The sequence below is a fragment of the Paracoccus spongiarum genome, from assembly GCF_030732095.1.
GTDB lineage: Bacteria > Pseudomonadota > Alphaproteobacteria > Rhodobacterales > Rhodobacteraceae > Paracoccus > Paracoccus spongiarum.
The window spans coordinates 171,053-189,702 of sequence record NZ_JAVAMQ010000003.1 but is presented as its reverse complement, the minus strand read 5'-3'; the positions used below and the strand labels follow the sequence as shown (position 1 = coordinate 189,702).

Sequence of the window (18,650 nt, the reverse complement as noted above, 5' to 3'; positions counted from 1 at the left end):
CGCTTATTCCTCTTTGGGTGCGGCCTTTTGTTCGGACTGCATGTTCATCGGGCTGAGGAAGACGTCGGCGTCGGCATCGCTGCGCGGGTTCATATGCTCGAAGCGGCGCAGGTCATTGGCGCTGTAGAGCCCGGTTTCGCGCCCGATGCGGTAGCCTTGCAGGCGGGTCAGATAATCGGCCCGGACCAACAGGTCGGTGTCGAATTCGACCTCATGGCTGCGACGGCCTGCTTCGCTGAACAGGTCGCGCATGATCGCCTCTTCCCAGCGGACCAGCCAAGGCTGCACCGTTCCCGCCGCAAACTGTCGCCGCATCTCTACGACATTGCTGTAATTCGCGTTGGTCAGTTCATTGAGCAGCGGCGCCGGGACGTTGAAGATACGGGCCACTTCCAGCACGGCCAGACGGCGGGCTTCGGACAGTTCGGCATCATGCGCGGTTGATGATACCGGCACCCAGTCGCTGCCTTCTTCCAGAACGCCGATCTTGCCCGCATTCTCTGCCCCGCCGTAAAGCGCGTTCAGGCTGTCCCTGAGCGTCCTTGCGGCATCCGGGCCAATCTGTTCCGGGTGCTTCACAAAGCCCGACAGGCGGGCGCCGTTGCGCCAGATCGATTGCGCGAAGCGTTCAGTCGCCACGGAACCGCCCAGCGCCTCGCGGCAACGGTCAAGGCGGCTGCGCGGCGTGAACGGGCAGTCCCATCGGTCGCGAAGAGTGAACACTTCATCCGGCAAAAGGCGACGGGAACCGATTTCGTCGCTGACCTGATAGCGAATGCGGCGGGTGCCGGGAATGCGCTCGATGCTGATTTGCCCCGGATGGATCGGCCACAGCGCCGCAGGGCGCCCGTTGCCGTCGCGCTCGATCTCGGCATATGCCGCGCCATGGACAAGGCAGTTTGCCTGCATCATTGCGACCAGTTCCGTCGGGGTCTGTAGATCGTTCGGCGCGTGACCGAACAGTCGGGCCACGGGATGCGACGCCTCGGCATTGCGCACGCCGTCGCCGTCCTTGCGATAGACGTTCAGCGGCAGCGCGGCCACGGCCTCGGAGATGATGGTGATGGCGTTGAAGGCAGCGGCGTTGCCTTCGATGACGGCGGGCGCGATATAGCCCCCGGCCAGCGTCGGCAGGCCCATGCTCGCCAGCAAGTCCCAGGACGATGCGCGGGTTTCAGTTGTCACGACGTCGTGACGATTGCGCCGAAGGAGGCGGTCGAAGATGCTCATTGGCAGGAATCCAAAAAGCGGCGGGCAGCGACCAGTCGGGGAGTCCATCCGTCTAGCCGCCGCCTCGCCTGCACTATTGTCCCGTCGTAGGCAGGGAACGCCGAGACAATGCTGACTTCGTGAAGATTGATGGCCCGCAGTTCGCGCCGGTCGTTCGTCCAGCGTTCATCCTTCACAGTGAATCCGAAAGACGCCCCGCCAATATCGCCGCGATCCGCAAGTTCGAGGATGTCGCGGCCTGCGCTGGTATTCGGGACGTCCAGTTCGAAGTGAAGCCCGCGCGTGTCTTCGGCAAGCCGCAGCGTCCCGGATCGGGTGCGGGCCAGAACGGCGCGGGCATCGTGATCGGCAAGGGCAAGGATGTCCCTGCCCTCTGCCAGTGTTTGCGAGAAAGCGCCGGGCAGGATGACTTCGGTGAAGTCCCGAATGCGCACGTCCTGTCCGAAGATGGCGGCATAGCCTTCCAGCTTCCGCCCTGCGGCCCGGAGTTCAATCGCCGTCCGCCGCTCCATGTCAGACCGCCAGATCAGCCGCGACGGCGAAGCTTTCGCCATGGCGGACAGCGACATCGACATCCTGCATCGCGCGAACCTGCACACGGCCCGCCGCATAGCCTGAGCCATACGGGTTGACCAGAATGTCGGTGCCAGACCAGCGACCGATGAGCAGTTGCGGCCATGCCCCGAAGATGACGGTCGTGTCTGGCGTTGCGGTCGTGGGAATGGCGGTCGAGGTTCCGACGCCATAGCCCGCCAGACTGCCGGGTTCGGTCATCAGGAAGCCGTGTTCAGGTTCCGCCGCGACCTTGTTCGTGGCGCGCAGCTTGGCGACCGCCGCCGGGTTCATGGCCCAGTTCAGCGAACCGATGTCGGCGTCTTCGCTTTGGATCGCCGCAATCATTGCCAGCACTTCGGCCCAGCTAGGGGTCGCCAGTGTCGAGGTCGCGACGCCAGAGGCATTGACGACGCCCGTCGGCGTGCCTGCGCTGCCATCACCGAAGATTGCCTGATAGTCGATGGCACGGGCCACAACAGCCGCCAGATCGCGACGGACAAGCTGTTCGACGGCAGGGACGGCGTTGATCAGCGTGCGCCGGGAATAACTGGTCAGGCTGCCGACGGTCTTCGGTGCAAGGTTCACGTCGGTGAAGTTCGCGTCGGTTTCCGTCAGCGCGCTGTCTTCCGCCACCCATTGAGCCGCCGAGGATGCGGTTTGCTTGGGAATGTCGATGGTGCCGGTCAGTCCGTCCAGCACGGTCGCGCCCAGTCGCGCGGTCATGATGGCGCTGCGGCGCATGTCGATGAACAGGTCGCCGCGATGGACGTTCGGCACAAGGTCAGCCGCCGCGCCAGAGGTCATCAGCGTGCGCTTTTCCATGAACACTTCGTCCGGGACGGCAATGCCGGTGAAGGCACGCGCCGAACGGCGTTTCAGTTCGGTCGAGAGTTCGCGTTCCCGGCCATCGTCCACACGTTCGCCCATGGCGGCGCGGATCGCGGTCGTGACACTGAAATCGCGGGCGCGGTCTTCATAGGCGCCATCACCACGGCCCGACACGACGGCAGGTGCACTGCGTTCGATGTCGGCGATGTCCTTGGCGCGCTGAATTTTCGCGTCGAGATTGGTGATGTCTTTCTTGAGGTCGGCGTGACGCTTTTCCTCTTCGGCGGTATAGTCGTCGCCACGGGTTTCAACGGCGTCAGCCAAGCGGCGCATCTCCGCGACCGCCTGACTGCGCTGTTCTTGCAAGTCATGAAGCTTCATTCTGTATCCTTCTCAGGGACTAGCGCGTCATCACGACGGGCCTGTTCGAACGGGTCCATAATAAGTCAATAATACTGACCTAACAAGGGTTATTAAGCAACGAAAACGCCACGTTGCGCATAGACGGATTTCTTCGGTGCGGGCGTCCTTGCGGCCAGACCGATTGCCATTGCCGCCGCTTGCAGCCCGTCGATCCGGCCTGTCGCTTTGGCCTTGTCCAGCTTGCGACCGCCTGCCGGTGACAGCGTGGCGATGGCATTGGCGACGCACATGGTCAGGACCGGATTGTTCGGGTGCCTGAGTTCGCCTTGCAGGACCAGCTTTTCGACCGCATCCAGCGCGGGCGCCATATCCTGATAGCCTTGCCCCCATGCTTCCATGGGCAGCTTGACGCCCTCGTCGGCCATGATCCGCTCGACTTCCCTCATGCCCCAGCGGTCGAACGCAACGCCCTGCACGTCATACAGCGCCGCAATCTCGGCCAGACGGCAGACGACAAAACCCTTGTCGATGGCCCTGCCCGGCGTCGCCTCGATGAAGCCCTGCCGCACCCATGTCTTGTAAGGCACATGGTCCAGCCGCTCGGCCTCGTCCAGCCCGTCCTTGGGCTTCCAGAACCATGCCAGCAGATCGCCGGTATCGGGGAAGAAAGCCGCCAGCGCGGTCAGGTCGACTGTCGACGACAGGTCAAGTCCGAGATAGCAGCGCCGCCCCTGCAACGCCTCGACGTCGATTTCCGCGCCGCACGCCCGCCAATCCGTCGCAGCCAGGAACCGGGCTTCACTTTCGACGCGCATATTCAACCGCAAGTTCAGGAAGCGCGGCAGGAATGACGGCGCCCGCTTGGCCCGCTCCGCTTGGCTTCGGAATTCCTTCTGGTCCAGAAAGATACCCCATGCCGGATTGACCGCCTGCCAGACGGTTTCGTCGAACGGGTCCGCGTCTTCCGGTGCCGCAGACATTTGCAGATAGACGGTCGGGTCTTCGCCCTTCGCCGCGTCGTCGATCAGGATGGACAGCGGATGCTGATCCGTCGCCGCCTGCGTCGAAATGACGATGCCAAGGCTTTCCTTGCGCTTGCCCTGTGCGGTTTGCAGGTTGTCGAACAACTCATCCGTGCGGACCTGGGCATATTCGTCATAAACCCACAGCGAAGGGGCCAGCCCGTGACCGCGCCGCACGTCGGCAGACAGCGCCTCGTAGATTGAGCCTTTGCCGTCGCCGTCCAGAACCTCGATAATCTTGTGAAACCGCTGAACGTTGCAACGCTCGTCGAATTCGGGAACCGCCTCGATGATGGCGGACATTTCGTTGAACAGCAGCGACGCCTGTTTCTTGTCGACCGCCGCGCTGTAAATCTCGCCCCGCTGTTCCGCTTCCGGCCCGATCAGATGGCAGAGGCACAACCCGGCAATCAGGCCGGTTTTGCCGTTGCCGCGCGGTTCGCTCTTGATCGCCGTCCTGATGATCCGCCTGCCGTCCGCGTCGACATTACCGTAAATGCGTTCAATGAATTGCCGCTGATTGGGCAGCAGCGTCATTTTCTGCCCGGCCAGGATGCCCTTGGTGATCGGCAGGAATTCCATGAAGGCAATGACACGCTCGACGCGCGACAGCCCGCGCTTGAGCCATGGCAAGCGACGCGCCTTGGCGGGTTCAACGCCCTTCCGTTTCTTTGCCCCCGGCCCGCGCAATCCCATGCGATTTACTCAACTAATTCAGTTTTGAGGGGGGACGCGGGTGTGACGCCCCGGTTTCCCGTGATTGAACGCCCCTCGGCCCGTTCCACAGATGCCCCGGATCGCGCGGGTTGCCATGCTCGTCGCAGCCCCGATGCTTGGGCGCCACCCACGGCTTGCCCTGACGCTCGGCATGGGTCTTGTCGTTGTGGCACCCTTGGCACAGCGATTGCCAATTGCCCGGCTTCCAGACAGCGCCGCCATTCTTCACCGGGACGATATGATCCACATGCGCGGCCAGCCGTTCCTCGCAGCCCTCGCAGACAGGATCGCGCGACAGCTTCGTGCGCCTGCACTTCTGCCAGCGGCTTGTGTCGTAAAAGCGAGTCACAGTGCCGGGTCTTCCTCAGCCAAGGCTTCGGTGACGGCAGGGTCTTGCCAGTCGCGCAGTTGATGGATCAGGCTGCGAACGTGGAACGGCACCACGTTGACGGCCTCGGCCACAGGCAGGCGATTGTCATACCAGTGCGCTGCCAGAGCCATGACAGCGACGCGGGCGCGGTCGGGTGTGGTGACGGTGAAATCCTGCCCCGTCGCGGTCTGGACGAATTCGACTGCCGATTGCAGCAGCGTGTTCAGGGTCCAGTCTTCATGATCGCCATCGACGCGGGCAAAGGCTTTGAGGTCGTTCAGATCAGGCAGCGGCATTGGTCCATCCATGGGCAGGCGCGTCGTCACGACGGGCAGGTCCAGTATAGCCGATGCCAATTAGGTCAGCAATGCTGTCGTTCTTGGAAATCGCCCGGCAGGAAGGAAGGAAGACACAGAGAAGGGTGTATTGTTTCTTATTGGGGTGTGAAATCGCACCCCTTATTCCGGGAAGCGGTAAACCGGCGGATCGTTTGGTCCTCGCCCGCCCGCATGAACGCAGACAATCAGATTGCGTTGCAGCAGTTCGTCGCGCGCGGCTTTGAAGCGGCGCAGGGTCCAGCCCAGTTCGTCCGCATAGGCTTTCGCCAGAATGAAATCACGGCCCCAATGATGGCGGCGCAGCAGCCCCAGCAGGGCATAGGCGTGCGGGTCTTGTGCTGCCAGGTCGTCGACCTCGCGCGCGGCGAATACGACACGCCCGCCAACGCCGAACCAGTTCTTGCCCTCACATTCGTAACCCCATGCCGACGCCACAATCTTCAGGATCTCGTCCGCTGGTAGCGGTTGGGTAAGCTGCGCATTTGCCTGCATGGTTTTCTCCATCAATTCTTCCAGCCGGTGACAACCCTTCGCCTGTTTCATCGCCTCGCGAAAAAGCGTGTCGTTCCGCTGCCCGCGCTCGGCGTCCCGGCGGATGGAGCGGGCGGATTGTCCGGTCTTGGCGGATTGGTCATCGGCAAATGAGGGTTGGCCAAGTTGGCCAACCCTATCGCTGTGCTGGTTGCGACCGTTCATGACCTCCGGGTGCAGCGCCTCATATGCTTCCTTGGCGAAGGACGCCCGCATGATCGGCAGATTGGCGATATCGTCGAGACTGCCCGCAATGATCTCGTATCTGCCCTTACTGCTGCGTGACGGCGGCGCCACGACGAAACCATCGCCCAATATGTCAATCGGCTTGTCGGGTTCCGGGCGGACGCGGCGGCGCTCGCCTCCGTGACAATACCATGCCTGAAAGTTGCCCGATCCAGAGCGGATAATCAGCGGTGTCGGCCCGTGCCGGTCCAGCGCGTCGGCAAGCAGGCGCTCGTCGGGCGCGTCGACGTCCAAGACGGTGATCTTGTTGCGGCTGCAGGCGAAGCCGAAAGCGGCCTCGTCTGCGAACCTGATCGCCAGTTGCTCGCTAACCTTCGGCCCCAGCTTCAAATAGCCTTTGACGCAGGGCCTCTTGTCGCGAACCGGAAAAGTGACAATCCCTCGTGCGGCATATTCGGGTTGCCACTTGGCAAAGGCGCTCACCCGCGCGCCTCCTTAAAGGGGCGCTGCATCCGTGCGGCGGTTTCTTTGGCGTCTTGAACCGCCTCGTCCCGGACACGATAAGCACGCAAGGCGGTCTTGATCGGTCGCATTCCCTCGCAAGGTGTGACCAACACCACGGCCCAATCTCTGCCGCGTTTATGGACGGTGTAATAGCTGACGGCGGCGGTCGGAAGCTTGGTGATGTTGTTCACAGCGCATCTCCGATCAAGCCGGTCATGCCCGCATCCGTCAGTTCCATGCGGCGGCGGTTTGCATCGCCAGCCGAAAGGCAGGTGATGAATTCGTCGGGCTGGCCGAAGCGGTGAACGGCGATGACATAGCGGTCGCCGTCGCGCTGGATCTGGAAAACGCCGTCCGGTTTCAGCAAAACGAGGTCGTCGATATCCTTGAAGTTCAGGGCCATTACATCGCACCCCGCGCTTCGTCGGCCTGCTTTTCGATCCAGTCGAAAATCTCGGCTTCACGGAAATAGCGGCGACCTGCGATCCTGATCGGCTGGGGGAATTCCAGCGTCGGATCATTCAGCTTACGCCAGAGCCACATGTCCGAAGCGCCGTCAAAGACCTCGTTACGCAGTCGGGTTGCGGAAATCAGCTTGTGTTGCATTTGGGTTGCCTACGTTTGGTTGCGGTAGGCTTCCCAATATTCACACGATTGGCGGTTTGAGAATTTCCCAAATTAAGACGGAAAGCGGCGCTAGTTTGGGGAACCTGCTCTCAGAGCGTTTTCGACGTAGCGCGCGCGGCCGGATTCAACGGTCTCCGGCGGGAAGATCAAACCGGGTCGCAGGGCCTCGATCTCGCAGAGAAACAGAACAAAGCTGGAAGTCTTATGGATCGCGACATTGCCGCCAGCATTATTGATCATGCTATGAAGGCGACGGATTGTGCGATGGTAGCTCGCGGCCGGATCATAGCTCCTGAAGTATCGTTCTCGTAGTTTGGCGAGGCGCAACAACCACTGATACAACGGTAGTGAACCGCGATGTCCGCCCTCCATCTGGGCGATTTCGCCTTCTATCGAAAGAGATACCTCAGCGAAATCTTTATAGGCCCGAATGGCGGCAAGTAGTTCTTTCGCTGCATTTTCTATCCTATCGATCTGCCTTTCTGATCCACGCAGAACAGTCGGGGCCAGATCTATCATTGCCAACCTATCCTTTAAGAAATCGGCCATCTCTGATACCAAGCCTTCGTCGTGCGGCAGGACCTTTGACCGTAGCACGCTGGCAATCGTCTTCGCGTCCAACTCGTCACGCAGCCATCCACCCGCGTGAGTCAGTGACAGAGTTTTGCGCCCACGGGTCTGCATGATCACCGCCCCCCGATCCGCACGATGTTGCCCGGCTCGTCCTCGACAAGCTGCGTGACATAGCGCGCCCATGCGTCCAGAGCGGCCCGCTTTTCGTCGGCATAGTCGTGACGGTTATAGACGCCCGCCACGCCGCGCCGGGTGCCGCTGCGATGGTTCAGAATAGCCTCGACCACATGCGGCGGAAAGCGCAGCCCTGCCATGCCGGTCGCAGCTGTGCGGCGCAGATCATGAATCGTGAAAGCCGGGATCGGATCGTCGGACGCCTCGGCCATCAGCTTATCAACGCGCTCCTTGGCGCGGGTGAAGCCTGACACGGGGCTGTTGCCGGTCGTGGTGAAAACATAGCGCCCGCCGATGCGCGGCAGACCGGCCAGCAGCGCCTGCGCATCTTGCGACAGAGGCACGGTGTGTTCGTCCGCGTTCTTGCTTCTAGCCTCTGGCAGCGTCCAAGTGTCGCCGTCGATCTCGCGCCACGTCATTTCCGCGACCTCGCGCAGCCGCTGCCCGGTCAGCAACAGCAGCCGGTAGATCGGCCCGAACGGATAGCCAAGCCCGTCGCAGGCATTCCAGAACAGTCTGATTTCGTCGTCGGTCAGGACGCGGTTGCGGGGCTTTTCGGGCGCAGGCGGCCTGACGCCGTCCATCGCGTTCACCTCGATAATGTCCCTGCCCTTCGCCCAATTGAACAGCGTGTTCAAATGCGCCCGAAGGCGGTTCGCGGTCACTGGACTGCCTCGGTCGACGATACCGTCCAGAACGTCGATCACGTCCCGCTTAGTAATGCTGTGAATATCCCGGTCGCCCCATTTGTCCATGATCTCGCGCCGGAACATGGCAAGCACATCGTCGCCACGACGGTTGCGGCTGGCGTGGCGCTTCATGAACAGGTCTATCACATTTGACAGCTTGTCGCGGTCGGCATCGGGCTTCTTCGCGGCTTTGGCGTCCTTGACCTCGCCAGCCGGGTCGCGCCCCTCTGACGCCGCTGCCAGCGCGTCCCGCGCCCTCTGACGGGCTTCTGACAGCGACAGGACCGGATATGCCCCAAGCGTCATTCTGCGGTGTGTTCCCCCGTGCCTATAGCGGACCTGCCAGCCCTTCTTTCCGGTCGGTTGCACAACGAAATAAAGGCCGGTGCAAAGCGCGTCGGGGATCTCCTGGCGCTTGTCGGTCGGCTGCATCTTATCGACGGTCGCGGCGGTCAGCTTCATGTCAAAAGGTCCGTCTGGGGAACAAACTGGGGAACAGAATAGGCGATAGCCCTTGTTCCCCAGAGTTAGTAACGCAACCTAACGAATGGCGCAATATCCTTATTTTACTGCGTCATTTTGACGTGTGATGTTATGATTTGTTGGCGCTCGTTTTGGCCCGATTTTTGAATGGCATTCAAGAGGTCAGGGGTTCGACTCCCCTTGGCTCCACCAGATCCTCTTCGACGACGGCATTTGCCGCCACGGTGACTGCACCCGGTCCCGGGCGTCGACCGGGATGGGCCACCGCGCGCATCCGGTCCGACGGCCTGTCGCAGCGCGGCCACCGGCGGACCTGACCGGCCGTTGGTTCGCGGTCTCGCCCCTTGTCGCGGATCTCTGGTTCCGGCAGATCTCCGGCGCGGGCCCGGCCCTCGGAGCCCGGCAGGTGACGGCGGCTGCGGGAACGACGCCGGCACCGTCTTGACCGCCCGTCTCGCGCGCGATCGCGCAGAACGACCGGCCATGTTCGACGAGCACCGGGCAGACGCGCCTGTCAGTCCACCGGCTCAAAGATGCACGGCGTCTGGATGCGCACCGCACCGGCGGGCGGATGGTCCATCAGATCGAAGACCGCCGTCAGCATGGCGTCGACATCCTGGCGCATCATGCCGATGTTCTGAGGCAGGAAGCGGGCAAAGGGATCCCAGTCGAAGCAGCCAAAGCGAAACAGGCCGGGGGATTGCGGAGGAGTGTAGATCCACCGGACCACCCCCTCCAGCGCGATGGTCGAGTTCACGAAGAAGCCGCCATGTTCCGTGACCCGGATGCCGGCAAGCGCCGCTTCGGTCTTGGTTGCGGAATAGCCGTGCATGATGCAGCGGTCAGACGGAACAGTCAGGCCCCGCGCGGCATGGGCGGCCATGAAGCCCCGCAGGCGCTCACGGGTGTTGTGATCCTGGGCGCGCCCCCCGATGAAATACAGCGGCGCGAGGCCGCCGAAATCGCGTTCCACACGGTCCAGGATGCGCAGGGTCAGGTCCCGCGCGCCCTCGAAATTGTCGGAGACCACCGAAGGCATCGCGGTTCCGGGCAGGTCCAGATTGATGCTTCGAACCCCGGCGGGCGCGCAGACACCGGCAATGCGGTCCGGATCGGTGGCGCCCGTCGCGATGAGACATTCGGCCTGATAGGAAATCATCTCGCGCGCGGCCTCGACCTCCAGGGCGGGGTCGCGCTGGGTGCAGGTGATGACCGGAAACAGGCCGCGTTCTCGGGCCCTCGCCTCGAACTGCTCGGCGATGGCGCCGAAATAGCGGTTGTCGTATTTAGGGATGATCATGCCGACGATCCGAGAGCGATCCCGACGCAGCAGGCTTGCCTGAAGATTGACGGCATAGCCCTGCTCCTCGGCAATTCGCCCGACATGTTCGGCAAGGCGCGCGCTGATCCGGCGCTTTCTCCAGGTGCCGTTCAGGATCGCGCTGACCGCGCTTGGGCTGGTGCCAGCAATCTGCGCCAGATCGTAGATCGTGGTTCGCCTTGATGGGCTGCTACCGCTTTGAACCATGGGTCCCCGACTGAAAGCCACTGTCGTGGCACCACTGGCCACAAGAGTCAGCTTGACAGGAAATGGAAGCCATAGCAATCTAGCTTCATCGATTGAGCATGGATGCTGTATCGATGGCGCAATCGGGGGAGAATGCGCCGGTGCATTGGGGGAGGTGTCCATCTGCCGACTTGATCGCCGTGATGTCGCGGCGCAGCTCGGCGATGGTCAGGGCCCCGATTTGGGAGCAAGCAAGGATGACATTTCGGATTTCTCTGGCAGCAACGTCACTGTCGATGACGGTCCTGTTGGGCGGCACGGCGCTGGCACAGGAGGCGGCGACCATCGCCTTCCTCATGCCCGACCAGGCGTCGACCCGCTACGAGCAGCACGACTTTCCCGGCTTCAAGGCCGCGCTCGAGGAGTTGTGCGCGGACTGCACGGTGATCTATCAGAACGCCAATGGCGACGTGTCGCTGCAGCAGCAGCAGTTCAACTCGGTCATCGCGCAGGGCGCGAAGATCGTGGTGCTGGATCCGGTCGATTCGGCCGCGGCGGCGGGTCTGGTCCAGATGGCCCAGTCGCAGGACGTGAAGATCATCGCCTATGACCGCCCGATCCCGGACATGCCGGCGGATTACTATGTGTCCTTCGACAACAAGGGGATCGGCCAGGCGATCGCGCAATCCCTGGTCGATCACATGAAGGCCGAGGGCGTGGAAGCCGGTGCGGGGGTGCTGCAGATCAACGGCTCGCCCACCGATGCCGCCGCCGGGCTGATCCGCGACGGCATCGACGCGGCGCTTGACGGTTCGGATTACAAGACGCTGGCCGAATACGACACGCCCGATTGGGCGCCGCCGAAGGCACAGGAATTCGCGGCCGGGCAGATCAACCGCTTTGGCGCCGACATCAAGGGCATCGTGGCGGCCAATGACGGCACCGCGGGCGGCGCCATCGCCGCGCTGAAGGCCGCGGGCGTCGATCCGCTGCCGCCCGTCACCGGCAACGACGCGACCATCGCCGCGCTGCAGCTGATCATCGCGGGCGACCAGTACAACACGATCTCGAAACCCTCCGAGATCGTGGCCCGCGCCGCGGCCGAGGTCGCGGTGACCTTCCTGAAGGGCGAGACGCCCGAGGCAAAGACCACGCTGTACGACACCCCCTCGGAACTGTTCGTGCCCGCGGTCGTCACGCGCGAGAACATCAAGGCCGAGATTTTCGACAAGGGCATCCAGACCCCGGAGGAAGTCTGCACCGCCGATTATGCGGACGCCTGCCGGGAACTGGGAATCCTCCAGTAGATCAACGCTGCGCGCGCCGGTGCGCGCGCGCATTCCCCCTCATGGAAGGAGGCACGTGATGGCCGAGAGCCCAAGCTCTTCGCAGCCCATCCTGAAGTTGCGCGGCGTGTCGAAGCAATTCGGCGCGGTGCAGGCCCTGACGGATATCGAACTGGATGTTCATCCCGGCGAAGTGGTCGCGCTGGTCGGCGACAATGGCGCGGGCAAGTCGACGCTGGTCAAGGTGCTGGCGGGCGTTCACCAACCGACCGGCGGGACGATCGAATTCATGGGCAAGCCGGTGACGATGGACAGCCCCGGCCGGGCGATCGAGCTGGGCATCGCCACCGTGTTCCAGGATCTTGCACTGTGCGAGAATCTGGACGTGGTGGCAAACCTGTTCCTCGGCCAGGAACTGTCCCCCTGGGCGCTGGACGAGGTGCAGATGGAGGTTCAGGCATGGACCCTGCTGCGCGAATTGTCGGCGCGCATCCCCTCGGTTCGCGAGCCGATCGCTTCGCTGTCGGGCGGACAGCGCCAGACGGTCGCCATCGCGCGGTCGCTGCTGACCGACCCGCGGATCATCATGCTGGACGAGCCGACCGCCGCCTTGGGGGTCGCCCAGACTGCCGAGGTGCTGAACCTGATCGAGCGGGTGCGCGACCGGGGCCTGGGCGTGATCCTGATCTCGCACAACATGGAGGACGTGCGCGCGGTCGCCGACCGCATCGTCGTGCTGCGCCTCGGTCGCAACAACGGCGTCTTCACGGCCGAGGATTCCAACTCGGACCTGATCTCGGCGATCACCGGGGCAACCGAGAATGCCGTGTCTCGCCGTCAGGCGCGCAAGCTTGAAGAAGTGGGGGAAGCGACATGAGCGACACCAAAAGCCAACCTGCCCTGGATCGGTCGGACAGCCGGGTGCGTCACGACGAGGGCATAACCGGCGCGATCCGCGGCTTCATCGACCGGGTGCGGTCGGGCGATCTGGGCATGCTGCCGGTGATCGTCGGCCTGATCCTGATCGCGACCGTGTTCTGGTCGCTCAATCCGGTCTTTCTGGCGCCGAACAACCTTGCGAACCTGCTGTTCGACGCCGCCGCGGTCGGCTGCATCTCGCTCGGTATCGTCTGCGTCCTGATCCTGGGCGAGATCGACCTGTCCGTCGGATCAATAAGCGGCCTCGCCTCGGCCATCCTGGGGGTGATCTGGGTCAAGATGGGACTGCCGGTGCCGCTGGCCATCCTCGTGGCCCTGGCGGCCGGCGCCTTCATGGGCCTTGTCTACGCAACGCTGCTGAACCGCTTCGGCATGCCCAGCTTCGTGTCAACGCTGGCCGGGCTTCTCGCGATGCTGGGCCTGCAGCTTTACCTGCTGGGAGCGACCGGATCGATCAACCTGCCCTATGCATCGTTCATGGTCCGGTTCGGACAGATCCATGTCATGCCCGCCTGGTTCAGCTATCTGCTGGCGCTTGCGCCCGGTGCCCTGATGCTGTGGCTGGGGCTGGACCGGATGCGCCGGCGGGCGGCGGTCAACCTGTCCAACCCCGGCGGCATGTCGGTGCTGCTGGCCAGGGTCGCCATCCTGACGCTGTTGCTGCTGTTTACCGTCCATTACCTGAACCAGGGTCGCGGCATTCCGTGGATGTTCGGCCTGTTCGTGATGCTGGTCATCGCGATGAACTATGCCCTGACGCGCACGCAATGGGGCCGCGCCATGTTCGCTGTCGGCGGCAACCGCGAGGCCGCGCGCCGGTCGGGCATCAATGTCAATCGCATCCGCATGTCGGCCTTCATGCTGTGTTCGACGCTGGCGGCGCTTGGTGGGATGCTGGCGGCATCGCGGCTGGCATCGTCCAGCCAGCAGGCGGGAACCGGCGACGTCAACCTGAACGCCATCGCCGCCGCGGTGATCGGGGGAACCTCGCTGTTCGGCGGCCGCGGCTCGGCCTGGTCGGCGCTGCTGGGGGTGATCGTGATCCAGGCGATCTCGAACGGGCTGACGCTGCTGAACCTCAGCTCGTCCCTGCGCTACATGATCACCGGCGGGGTTCTGGCCATTGCCGTCATCGTCGACTCGCTGGCGCGGCAGTCGCGCGCAAGCCATGGCCGTGCCTGAGGAAGGACAAGAGATGAGCAGTCACCTGAACGGAAAGGTCGCGGCCGTCACCGGCGCGGCCTCGGGGATCGGTCTCGAATGTGCCCGGGCGATGCTGGGGGCGGGGGCGACGGTCGTGCTGATCGACCGCGCCGCCGACCGGCTGGAAAGCCTGTGCGACACGCTTGGCCCAGCGGCCAGGCCCCTGGTCGCGAACCTGCTGGACGGTCCGCAGGTCGATGCGCTGGCCGACAGGATCGAGGACATCGCCGGTCCCGTGGACATCTTCCACGCCAATGCCGGCGCCTATGTCGGCGGCGCCGCGGCCGAGGGCGATCCCGACGCCTGGGACGTGATGCTGAACCTCAACATCAACGCGGCCTTCCGCAGCGTGCGGGCGGTCCTGCCCGGCATGATCGCGCGCAGGACGGGCGACATCATCTTCACGTCCTCGGTGGCGGGCGTCGTCCCGGTGGTATGGGAGCCGGTCTATACCGCATCGAAATTCGCGGTGCAGGCCTTCCTGCACGCCACGCGGCGGCAGGTTTCGCAACATGGCATCCGCATGGGCGCCGTCCTGCCCGGCCCGGTCGTGACCGCGCTGCTGGACGACTGGCCCAGGGCGAAGATGGAGGAGGCGCTGGCGAACGGTTCCCTGATGCAGCCGACCGAGGTCGCCGAGGCGGTGATGTTCATGCTGACACGCCCCCGCAACGTGGTGATCCGCGATCTGGTCATCCTGCCGAACAGCGTCGATCTGTAGGGGGCCGGGCATGACGGACGCGATCTTTCTGGGCATCGACGTGGGCACCGGCAGCGCGCGGGCCGGGCTGTTCGACGCGGCCGGCCACATGCTGTCCAGCGCCAGGCGCGGCATCGCCATGTGGCAAGAGGGTGCCGATATCGCCGAACAATCCAGCAACGACATCTGGTCCGCCGTCTGCGCCGCCACGCGCGAGGCGGTGGCCGGGGCCGGCATCGATCCGGCCCGCATCGCCGGCATCGGCTTCGACGCGACCTGTTCGCTGGTGGTTCTGGACCGGGCCGGACGCCCTCTCAGCGTCAGCGCCTCGGGCGAGGACCGACGCAACATCATCGTCTGGATGGACCACCGCGCCGTCCTCCAGGCCGAGCGGATCAACGCGCAAGGCCACCCGGTGCTGCGCTATGTGGGCGACGTGATCTCGCCCGAGATGGAGACGCCAAAGCTTCTATGGCTGCGCGAGAACATGCCCCGGACCTACGAGGAGGCCGGGCATTTCTTCGACCTGGCAGATTATCTGGGCTGGCGGGCGACAGGCGACGAGGCCAGGTCAAGCTGCACGGTCACATGCAAATGGACCTATCTGGCGCATGAGGATCGGTGGGACCCGACCTATTTCCGCAGCATCGGGCTGGAGGATCTGGCGGATGACCATTTCCGCCGCATCGGGCAGCGGGTCGTTCCGCCCGGAACACCGCTCGGGGCCGGGCTGACGGACCAAGCCGCGGCGGATCTTGGCCTGCGGCCGGGCATTCCGGTGGCGGCAGGGCTGATCGACGCCCATGCCGGCGGCATCGGGACAGTCGGGCTGTCCGGCGGTGCGGAAAGCAACCTGGCCTATGTCTTCGGCACCTCGTCCTGCACCATGACGACGACGCGGGATCCGGTCTTCGTTCCCGGCGTCTGGGGCCCCTATTACCAGGCGATGGTGCCCGGCATGTGGCTGAACGAAGGCGGCCAGTCGGCCGCCGGCGCCGCGATCGACCAGCTTGTGGCCTTCCACCCCGCCGCGCCGGAGGCCGAGGCGCGTGCCAAGGCCGAGGGCCAGCCGTTGCCCGTATGGCTTGCCCACGGCGCAGCCCGAAGGCTCGCGACGCTGTCCGATGCCGTGGCGCTTGCCGAAGGGCTTCACGTCGTGCCCGAGTTCCTGGGCAATCGCGCGCCCTTTGCCGATCCCCATGCCCGCGCCGTCATTGCCGGGCTGGGCATGCAGCGCGATCTGGACAGCCTGATATCGCTGTATGTGGCCGGGCTTTGCGGCGTGGCCTACGGCCTGCGCCAGATCATCGAGGCTCAGGACAAGGCTGGCGCGCCGATCGACCGGATCGTGATTTCGGGCGGTGCAGGGCAGTCGGACCTTGTGCGCCAGTTGCTGGCCGACGGAACGCGCAAGCCGGTCCTGTCCAGCGAGGCGGCCGAACCGGTTCTTCTGGGATCCGCCATCCTGGGTGCCGTCGCGTCGGGGCGGTTCACGGACATGGTGCAGGCGATGTCCGCCATGTCGCGTCCGGCACGGGACTATCTTCCCGAGCCCTCGGCCAGCCTTGTCCATGACGCCCGCTTCGCGACCTTCCGCCGCCTGCAATCCGTCATGCGCGAAGCGCGCGAGGCCTGAACGGCCGCGCCGGCGAAGCTGCAACCTCGGTCGGCGGACGTGAGCCGCTCGCCCGCAGCGCGTCCCGACCGGCTGTCAATCGGCGCGCCATGGCGCCCCTTTGGCCGGAGGTCGCAGGAGACGTCCGGCCACGGAAAGCATCCGGCCGGTCAGCAGAGGGCTGGTGCAACATGACCCGCTGGACCGCGTTCCGTCACGGCTGCGGGTCCCGCCCCGCCTGTGCCGGCGGTCTTGGGGGCATCGATGGCTGCGGCGGTCTTGGGGGCATCGATGGCTGCGGCGTTCAGCGATCATGCAGGGCGACGTCCGGGAGTTCCGGTCCGCCTTGCCTGCAGGTCACGCGGGGTGCCTCAAGACGGTGCCGGCATTCCGGCCGATTTTGTTGCGAGACCCGGCAGGCGCAGGGCCGACCTTCTTGCGGTCGGGTGTCCAACGAACAGAGATGGGACGCCGACCTGCCGGCTGCGACGGCGCGGATGTCGCGACGGCACCGAACGGGCAAGCGCGCGCGGCAGCCCGGCGGGGTTCAATGCGTCCAGGGCGCGCGGCGGTCGGTTGCGAAATTCTCGCCATAGCCGCGGGGGCGGATGTTGGCGGCGCGGGCCTGCGGTTCCTGAACCACGAAATCCAGGCCCTGGTCGCGGGCGTAATCCTCGGCCTGCTTGCGGCTGTCAAAGCGCAGGCGCACCTGGCTCTGGGTGTCATCGCTGCTGGTCCAGCCCATCAGCGGGTCGATCTCGCGCGGATCGGCTGCCGGGAATTCCAGCACCCAGCCCCGGCTGCGTGCGGTGCCGGACTGCATGGCGTTGCGGGCAGGCTGGTAGATGCGGACGCGCATGGAGAGATTCCTTTGACCTTCCTTGAGCCTGCTTATCGCCAAGGATCGGCGACGGATCAAGGGGCTGGCGCGGAACAAGCCACGCCTTGGCGGCGTTGCCGCCCGAAGCAGAGGGGATTTGCCATGCCGGTACCATACGTTCCTGTCCGTCTCGCGGCGGCCGTGGCGGTGGCCCTGGGGGTGGCCGCCTGCCAGGCCGATCCCGGCGCGATTCCGGCGCCGCGCTGCAGCATGGCACAGCACCAGCCGCTGATAGGCCAGAACATCGGTGCGGTCACCCTGCCCGCCCGTCTGCCACAGCGGATCATCAGCCCCGGCGACCAGATCACCGAAGACTTCAACCCGGACCGGCTGAACATCTTCGTCGATCCGAAGGGCTGGATCGCCCGGGTCAGTTGCGGATAGCGGTGCCCGCCTAGAAGCCCAGCCGGCGCAGCGGCCCGATCACCCGGCGATACATCACCGGCGGCAGCACATCCTTCAGCACCTCGTCGCGCCGCGTCTCGCGGTCGGCCTTGTCCTCGGTCCCGGGGCGCGGCTTGAACAGCGTCGTATGCGCCTTGCGCGACCGGTCCCATGTCGCGGTATAGTAATACAGCGCCATCGACATCCGCGGCTGTCCCTGCGGGTGATTGACGGTCGCCGGGTTGCCGTGCCAGGTCGTCGAGCCGGTATTGAAACAGACCATCCGGTTGAATTCGGGCACGAAAGTGGACACCATCTGGGTCATCTCGTTGTTCCAGATCTCGAACGAGCCGCCATACTCGGCCTTCCAGTCCTTGTTGAGATAGATCAGGACATTGAGACGACGTTCCAGATTCAGGATCGCGTTGTGGTTGAAGTCCGCATGGATATCCAGATGCCCGCCATTGGCGACGACATGGATGCCGCCACCCGCAAAATAGGGGTCGGGGATCAGCCCCTTGATGCCGGTCATGGCTTCGAGGAACTGGACGAAGGGCCTTGAATTCAGGACATAGAAAAGGTTGCGCGTATAGGGCGGCAGACGTTCCGGCACATAGCTGGTCTTCAGCTTCTCCTGCGGCCGGTCAAAGCTGGTCTCGCTTTCGGGCAGTTGCCTCAGGTCCTCGCGGACGCGGTCCAGAACCTCTGCGGGAAGGAAATCGTCAAATCCGCCATGCGGATAGGGTTGCCTGTTGCGGTAGGAATCGGCAGCCGCCCTGCCCGCGGCCTTCGCGACCTCGGCATCCATTTCGAGGGTTTCGGGATCAAGGGCAAGCACCGGCATGAAATTCCTCCACTGACAAAAGCCACGTCCCGAAGTAAACCCCGCGAAGCGTTTCATGCCAATGGGTTTTGCCGGAAACCTGTCCAACTGGACAGGTCGCCC

The 18,650-nt window shown here is 64.2% G+C and carries 21 protein-coding genes; 6 read left to right on the top strand and 15 right to left on the bottom strand.

Annotated features, from left to right (window positions below; translation table 11 throughout):
• Positions 1 to 3: 3 nt before the first annotated feature.
• From Q5Y72_RS04715 to Q5Y72_RS04655, 13 genes are all read right to left on the bottom strand, one after another.
• Positions 4 to 1,230: a phage portal protein gene (locus tag Q5Y72_RS04715; protein WP_305962239.1), complete on the bottom strand. Its 1,227-nt coding sequence runs from the start codon at positions 1,228 to 1,230 to the stop codon at positions 4 to 6.
• A complete protein-coding gene (locus Q5Y72_RS04710; RefSeq protein WP_305962238.1) occupies positions 1,227 to 1,799 on the bottom strand; it encodes an HK97 family phage prohead protease in 573 nt (190 codons plus the stop codon). The genes Q5Y72_RS04715 and Q5Y72_RS04710 overlap by 4 nt, the downstream gene beginning before the upstream one ends.
• Positions 1,744 to 2,979, bottom strand: a complete 1,236-nt coding sequence (locus Q5Y72_RS04705; protein ID WP_305962237.1) for a phage major capsid protein — start codon at positions 2,977 to 2,979, stop codon at positions 1,744 to 1,746. Before Q5Y72_RS04705 ends, Q5Y72_RS04710 begins: the two co-directional genes overlap by 56 nt.
• A gap of 107 nt (positions 2,980 to 3,086) precedes the next feature.
• Positions 3,087 to 4,631 (bottom strand): terminase large subunit, encoded by a 1,545-nt coding sequence (locus Q5Y72_RS04700; RefSeq protein WP_305962236.1) that lies wholly within the window; start codon positions 4,629 to 4,631, stop codon positions 3,087 to 3,089.
• 76 nt (positions 4,632 to 4,707) lie between these two features.
• Positions 4,708 to 5,064, bottom strand: coding sequence for an HNH endonuclease (locus Q5Y72_RS04695; protein WP_305962235.1), 357 nt, complete (start codon positions 5,062 to 5,064; stop codon positions 4,708 to 4,710).
• On the bottom strand, positions 5,061 to 5,411 hold the full coding sequence (locus Q5Y72_RS04690; protein ID WP_305962234.1) for a head-tail connector protein: 351 nt from the start codon (positions 5,409 to 5,411) through the stop codon (positions 5,061 to 5,063). The genes Q5Y72_RS04695 and Q5Y72_RS04690 overlap by 4 nt, the downstream gene beginning before the upstream one ends.
• 132 nt (positions 5,412 to 5,543) lie before the next feature.
• Positions 5,544 to 6,623, bottom strand: a complete 1,080-nt coding sequence (locus Q5Y72_RS04685; protein ID WP_305962233.1) for a bifunctional DNA primase/polymerase — start codon at positions 6,621 to 6,623, stop codon at positions 5,544 to 5,546.
• Positions 6,620 to 6,835 (bottom strand): hypothetical protein, encoded by a 216-nt coding sequence (locus Q5Y72_RS04680; RefSeq protein WP_305962232.1) that lies wholly within the window; start codon positions 6,833 to 6,835, stop codon positions 6,620 to 6,622. The genes Q5Y72_RS04685 and Q5Y72_RS04680 overlap by 4 nt, the downstream gene beginning before the upstream one ends.
• A complete protein-coding gene (locus Q5Y72_RS04675; protein ID WP_305962231.1) occupies positions 6,832 to 7,047 on the bottom strand; it encodes a hypothetical protein in 216 nt (71 codons plus the stop codon). The genes Q5Y72_RS04680 and Q5Y72_RS04675 overlap by 4 nt, the downstream gene beginning before the upstream one ends.
• Positions 7,047 to 7,250: a helix-turn-helix transcriptional regulator gene (locus Q5Y72_RS04670; protein WP_305962230.1), complete on the bottom strand. Its 204-nt coding sequence runs from the start codon at positions 7,248 to 7,250 to the stop codon at positions 7,047 to 7,049. Before Q5Y72_RS04670 ends, Q5Y72_RS04675 begins: the two co-directional genes overlap by 1 nt.
• Before the next feature lie 90 nt (positions 7,251 to 7,340).
• Complete coding sequence (locus tag Q5Y72_RS04665; protein ID WP_305962229.1) at positions 7,341 to 7,955, bottom strand: hypothetical protein; 615 nt, start codon at positions 7,953 to 7,955, stop codon at positions 7,341 to 7,343.
• 2 nt (positions 7,956 to 7,957) lie between these two features.
• Positions 7,958 to 9,169, bottom strand: coding sequence for a tyrosine-type recombinase/integrase (locus Q5Y72_RS04660; protein WP_305962228.1), 1,212 nt, complete (start codon positions 9,167 to 9,169; stop codon positions 7,958 to 7,960).
• A 535-nt stretch (positions 9,170 to 9,704) separates the two neighbouring features.
• Positions 9,705 to 10,718 carry a helix-turn-helix transcriptional regulator gene (locus Q5Y72_RS04655; RefSeq protein ID WP_305962364.1) on the bottom strand — a complete coding sequence of 338 codons (1,014 nt, stop codon included), beginning with the start codon at positions 10,716 to 10,718 and terminating at the stop codon, positions 9,705 to 9,707.
• Between the two features lie 236 nt (positions 10,719 to 10,954).
• Here Q5Y72_RS04655 and Q5Y72_RS04650 point away from each other — a divergent pair, with 236 nt between their 5' ends.
• From Q5Y72_RS04650 to Q5Y72_RS04630, 5 genes are read left to right on the top strand one after another with little or no spacing between them, the layout of a single operon-like run.
• A complete protein-coding gene (locus Q5Y72_RS04650) occupies positions 10,955 to 12,004 on the top strand; it encodes an ABC transporter substrate-binding protein (RefSeq protein ID WP_371930759.1) in 1,050 nt (349 codons plus the stop codon).
• A 58-nt stretch (positions 12,005 to 12,062) separates the two neighbouring features.
• Positions 12,063 to 12,860, top strand: coding sequence for an ATP-binding cassette domain-containing protein (locus Q5Y72_RS04645; RefSeq protein ID WP_305962226.1), 798 nt, complete (start codon positions 12,063 to 12,065; stop codon positions 12,858 to 12,860).
• Positions 12,857 to 14,104, top strand: a complete 1,248-nt coding sequence (locus Q5Y72_RS04640; RefSeq protein ID WP_305962225.1) for a sugar ABC transporter permease — start codon at positions 12,857 to 12,859, stop codon at positions 14,102 to 14,104. Before Q5Y72_RS04645 ends, Q5Y72_RS04640 begins: the two co-directional genes overlap by 4 nt.
• Before the next feature lie 13 nt (positions 14,105 to 14,117).
• A complete protein-coding gene (locus Q5Y72_RS04635; RefSeq protein ID WP_305962224.1) occupies positions 14,118 to 14,846 on the top strand; it encodes an SDR family oxidoreductase in 729 nt (242 codons plus the stop codon).
• Between the two features lie 10 nt (positions 14,847 to 14,856).
• Positions 14,857 to 16,461 carry an FGGY-family carbohydrate kinase gene (locus Q5Y72_RS04630; RefSeq protein ID WP_305962223.1) on the top strand — a complete coding sequence of 535 codons (1,605 nt, stop codon included), beginning with the start codon at positions 14,857 to 14,859 and terminating at the stop codon, positions 16,459 to 16,461.
• A gap of 526 nt (positions 16,462 to 16,987) precedes the next feature.
• Here Q5Y72_RS04630 and Q5Y72_RS04625 read toward each other — a convergent pair.
• Positions 16,988 to 17,299, bottom strand: coding sequence for an ETC complex I subunit (locus Q5Y72_RS04625; RefSeq protein WP_305962222.1), 312 nt, complete (start codon positions 17,297 to 17,299; stop codon positions 16,988 to 16,990).
• Positions 17,300 to 17,422: 123 nt separating this feature from the next.
• On the opposite strand from Q5Y72_RS04625, the gene Q5Y72_RS04620 reads away from it, so the two are divergent.
• Complete coding sequence (locus Q5Y72_RS04620; RefSeq protein WP_305962221.1) at positions 17,423 to 17,704, top strand: I78 family peptidase inhibitor; 282 nt, start codon at positions 17,423 to 17,425, stop codon at positions 17,702 to 17,704.
• Positions 17,705 to 17,714: 10 nt separating this feature from the next.
• Here the strand turns inward: Q5Y72_RS04620 and Q5Y72_RS04615 are convergent, their stop codons facing one another.
• Complete coding sequence (locus Q5Y72_RS04615) at positions 17,715 to 18,548, bottom strand: 2OG-Fe(II) oxygenase (protein ID WP_305962220.1); 834 nt, start codon at positions 18,546 to 18,548, stop codon at positions 17,715 to 17,717.
• Between the last annotated feature and the right edge of the window lie 102 nt (positions 18,549 to 18,650).

What these genes read in the sequence shown, in the direction of transcription:
- Q5Y72_RS04630 (WP_305962223.1), top strand. Translation starts at nt 14,857, where the DNA reads ATGACGGACGCGATCTTTCTGGGCATCGACGTGGGCACCGGCAGCGCG.
- Q5Y72_RS04655 (WP_305962364.1), bottom strand. Translation starts at nt 10,718, where the DNA reads ATGGTTCAAAGCGGTAGCAGCCCATCAAGGCGAACCACGATCTACGAT.
- Q5Y72_RS04620 (WP_305962221.1), top strand. Translation starts at nt 17,423, where the DNA reads ATGCCGGTACCATACGTTCCTGTCCGTCTCGCGGCGGCCGTGGCGGTG.
- Q5Y72_RS04640 (WP_305962225.1), top strand. Translation starts at nt 12,857, where the DNA reads ATGAGCGACACCAAAAGCCAACCTGCCCTGGATCGGTCGGACAGCCGG.
- Q5Y72_RS04715 (WP_305962239.1), bottom strand. Translation starts at nt 1,230, where the DNA reads ATGAGCATCTTCGACCGCCTCCTTCGGCGCAATCGTCACGACGTCGTG.
- Q5Y72_RS04645 (WP_305962226.1), top strand. Translation starts at nt 12,063, where the DNA reads ATGGCCGAGAGCCCAAGCTCTTCGCAGCCCATCCTGAAGTTGCGCGGC.
- Q5Y72_RS04615 (WP_305962220.1), bottom strand. Translation starts at nt 18,548, where the DNA reads ATGCCGGTGCTTGCCCTTGATCCCGAAACCCTCGAAATGGATGCCGAG.
- Q5Y72_RS04650 (WP_371930759.1), top strand. Translation starts at nt 10,955, where the DNA reads ATGACATTTCGGATTTCTCTGGCAGCAACGTCACTGTCGATGACGGTC.
- Q5Y72_RS04660 (WP_305962228.1), bottom strand. Translation starts at nt 9,169, where the DNA reads ATGAAGCTGACCGCCGCGACCGTCGATAAGATGCAGCCGACCGACAAG.
- Q5Y72_RS04665 (WP_305962229.1), bottom strand. Translation starts at nt 7,955, where the DNA reads ATGCAGACCCGTGGGCGCAAAACTCTGTCACTGACTCACGCGGGTGGA.
- Q5Y72_RS04675 (WP_305962231.1), bottom strand. Translation starts at nt 7,047, where the DNA reads ATGGCCCTGAACTTCAAGGATATCGACGACCTCGTTTTGCTGAAACCG.
- Q5Y72_RS04670 (WP_305962230.1), bottom strand. Translation starts at nt 7,250, where the DNA reads ATGCAACACAAGCTGATTTCCGCAACCCGACTGCGTAACGAGGTCTTT.
- Q5Y72_RS04635 (WP_305962224.1), top strand. Translation starts at nt 14,118, where the DNA reads ATGAGCAGTCACCTGAACGGAAAGGTCGCGGCCGTCACCGGCGCGGCC.
- Q5Y72_RS04710 (WP_305962238.1), bottom strand. Translation starts at nt 1,799, where the DNA reads ATGTCGCTGTCCGCCATGGCGAAAGCTTCGCCGTCGCGGCTGATCTGG.
- Q5Y72_RS04625 (WP_305962222.1), bottom strand. Translation starts at nt 17,299, where the DNA reads ATGCGCGTCCGCATCTACCAGCCTGCCCGCAACGCCATGCAGTCCGGC.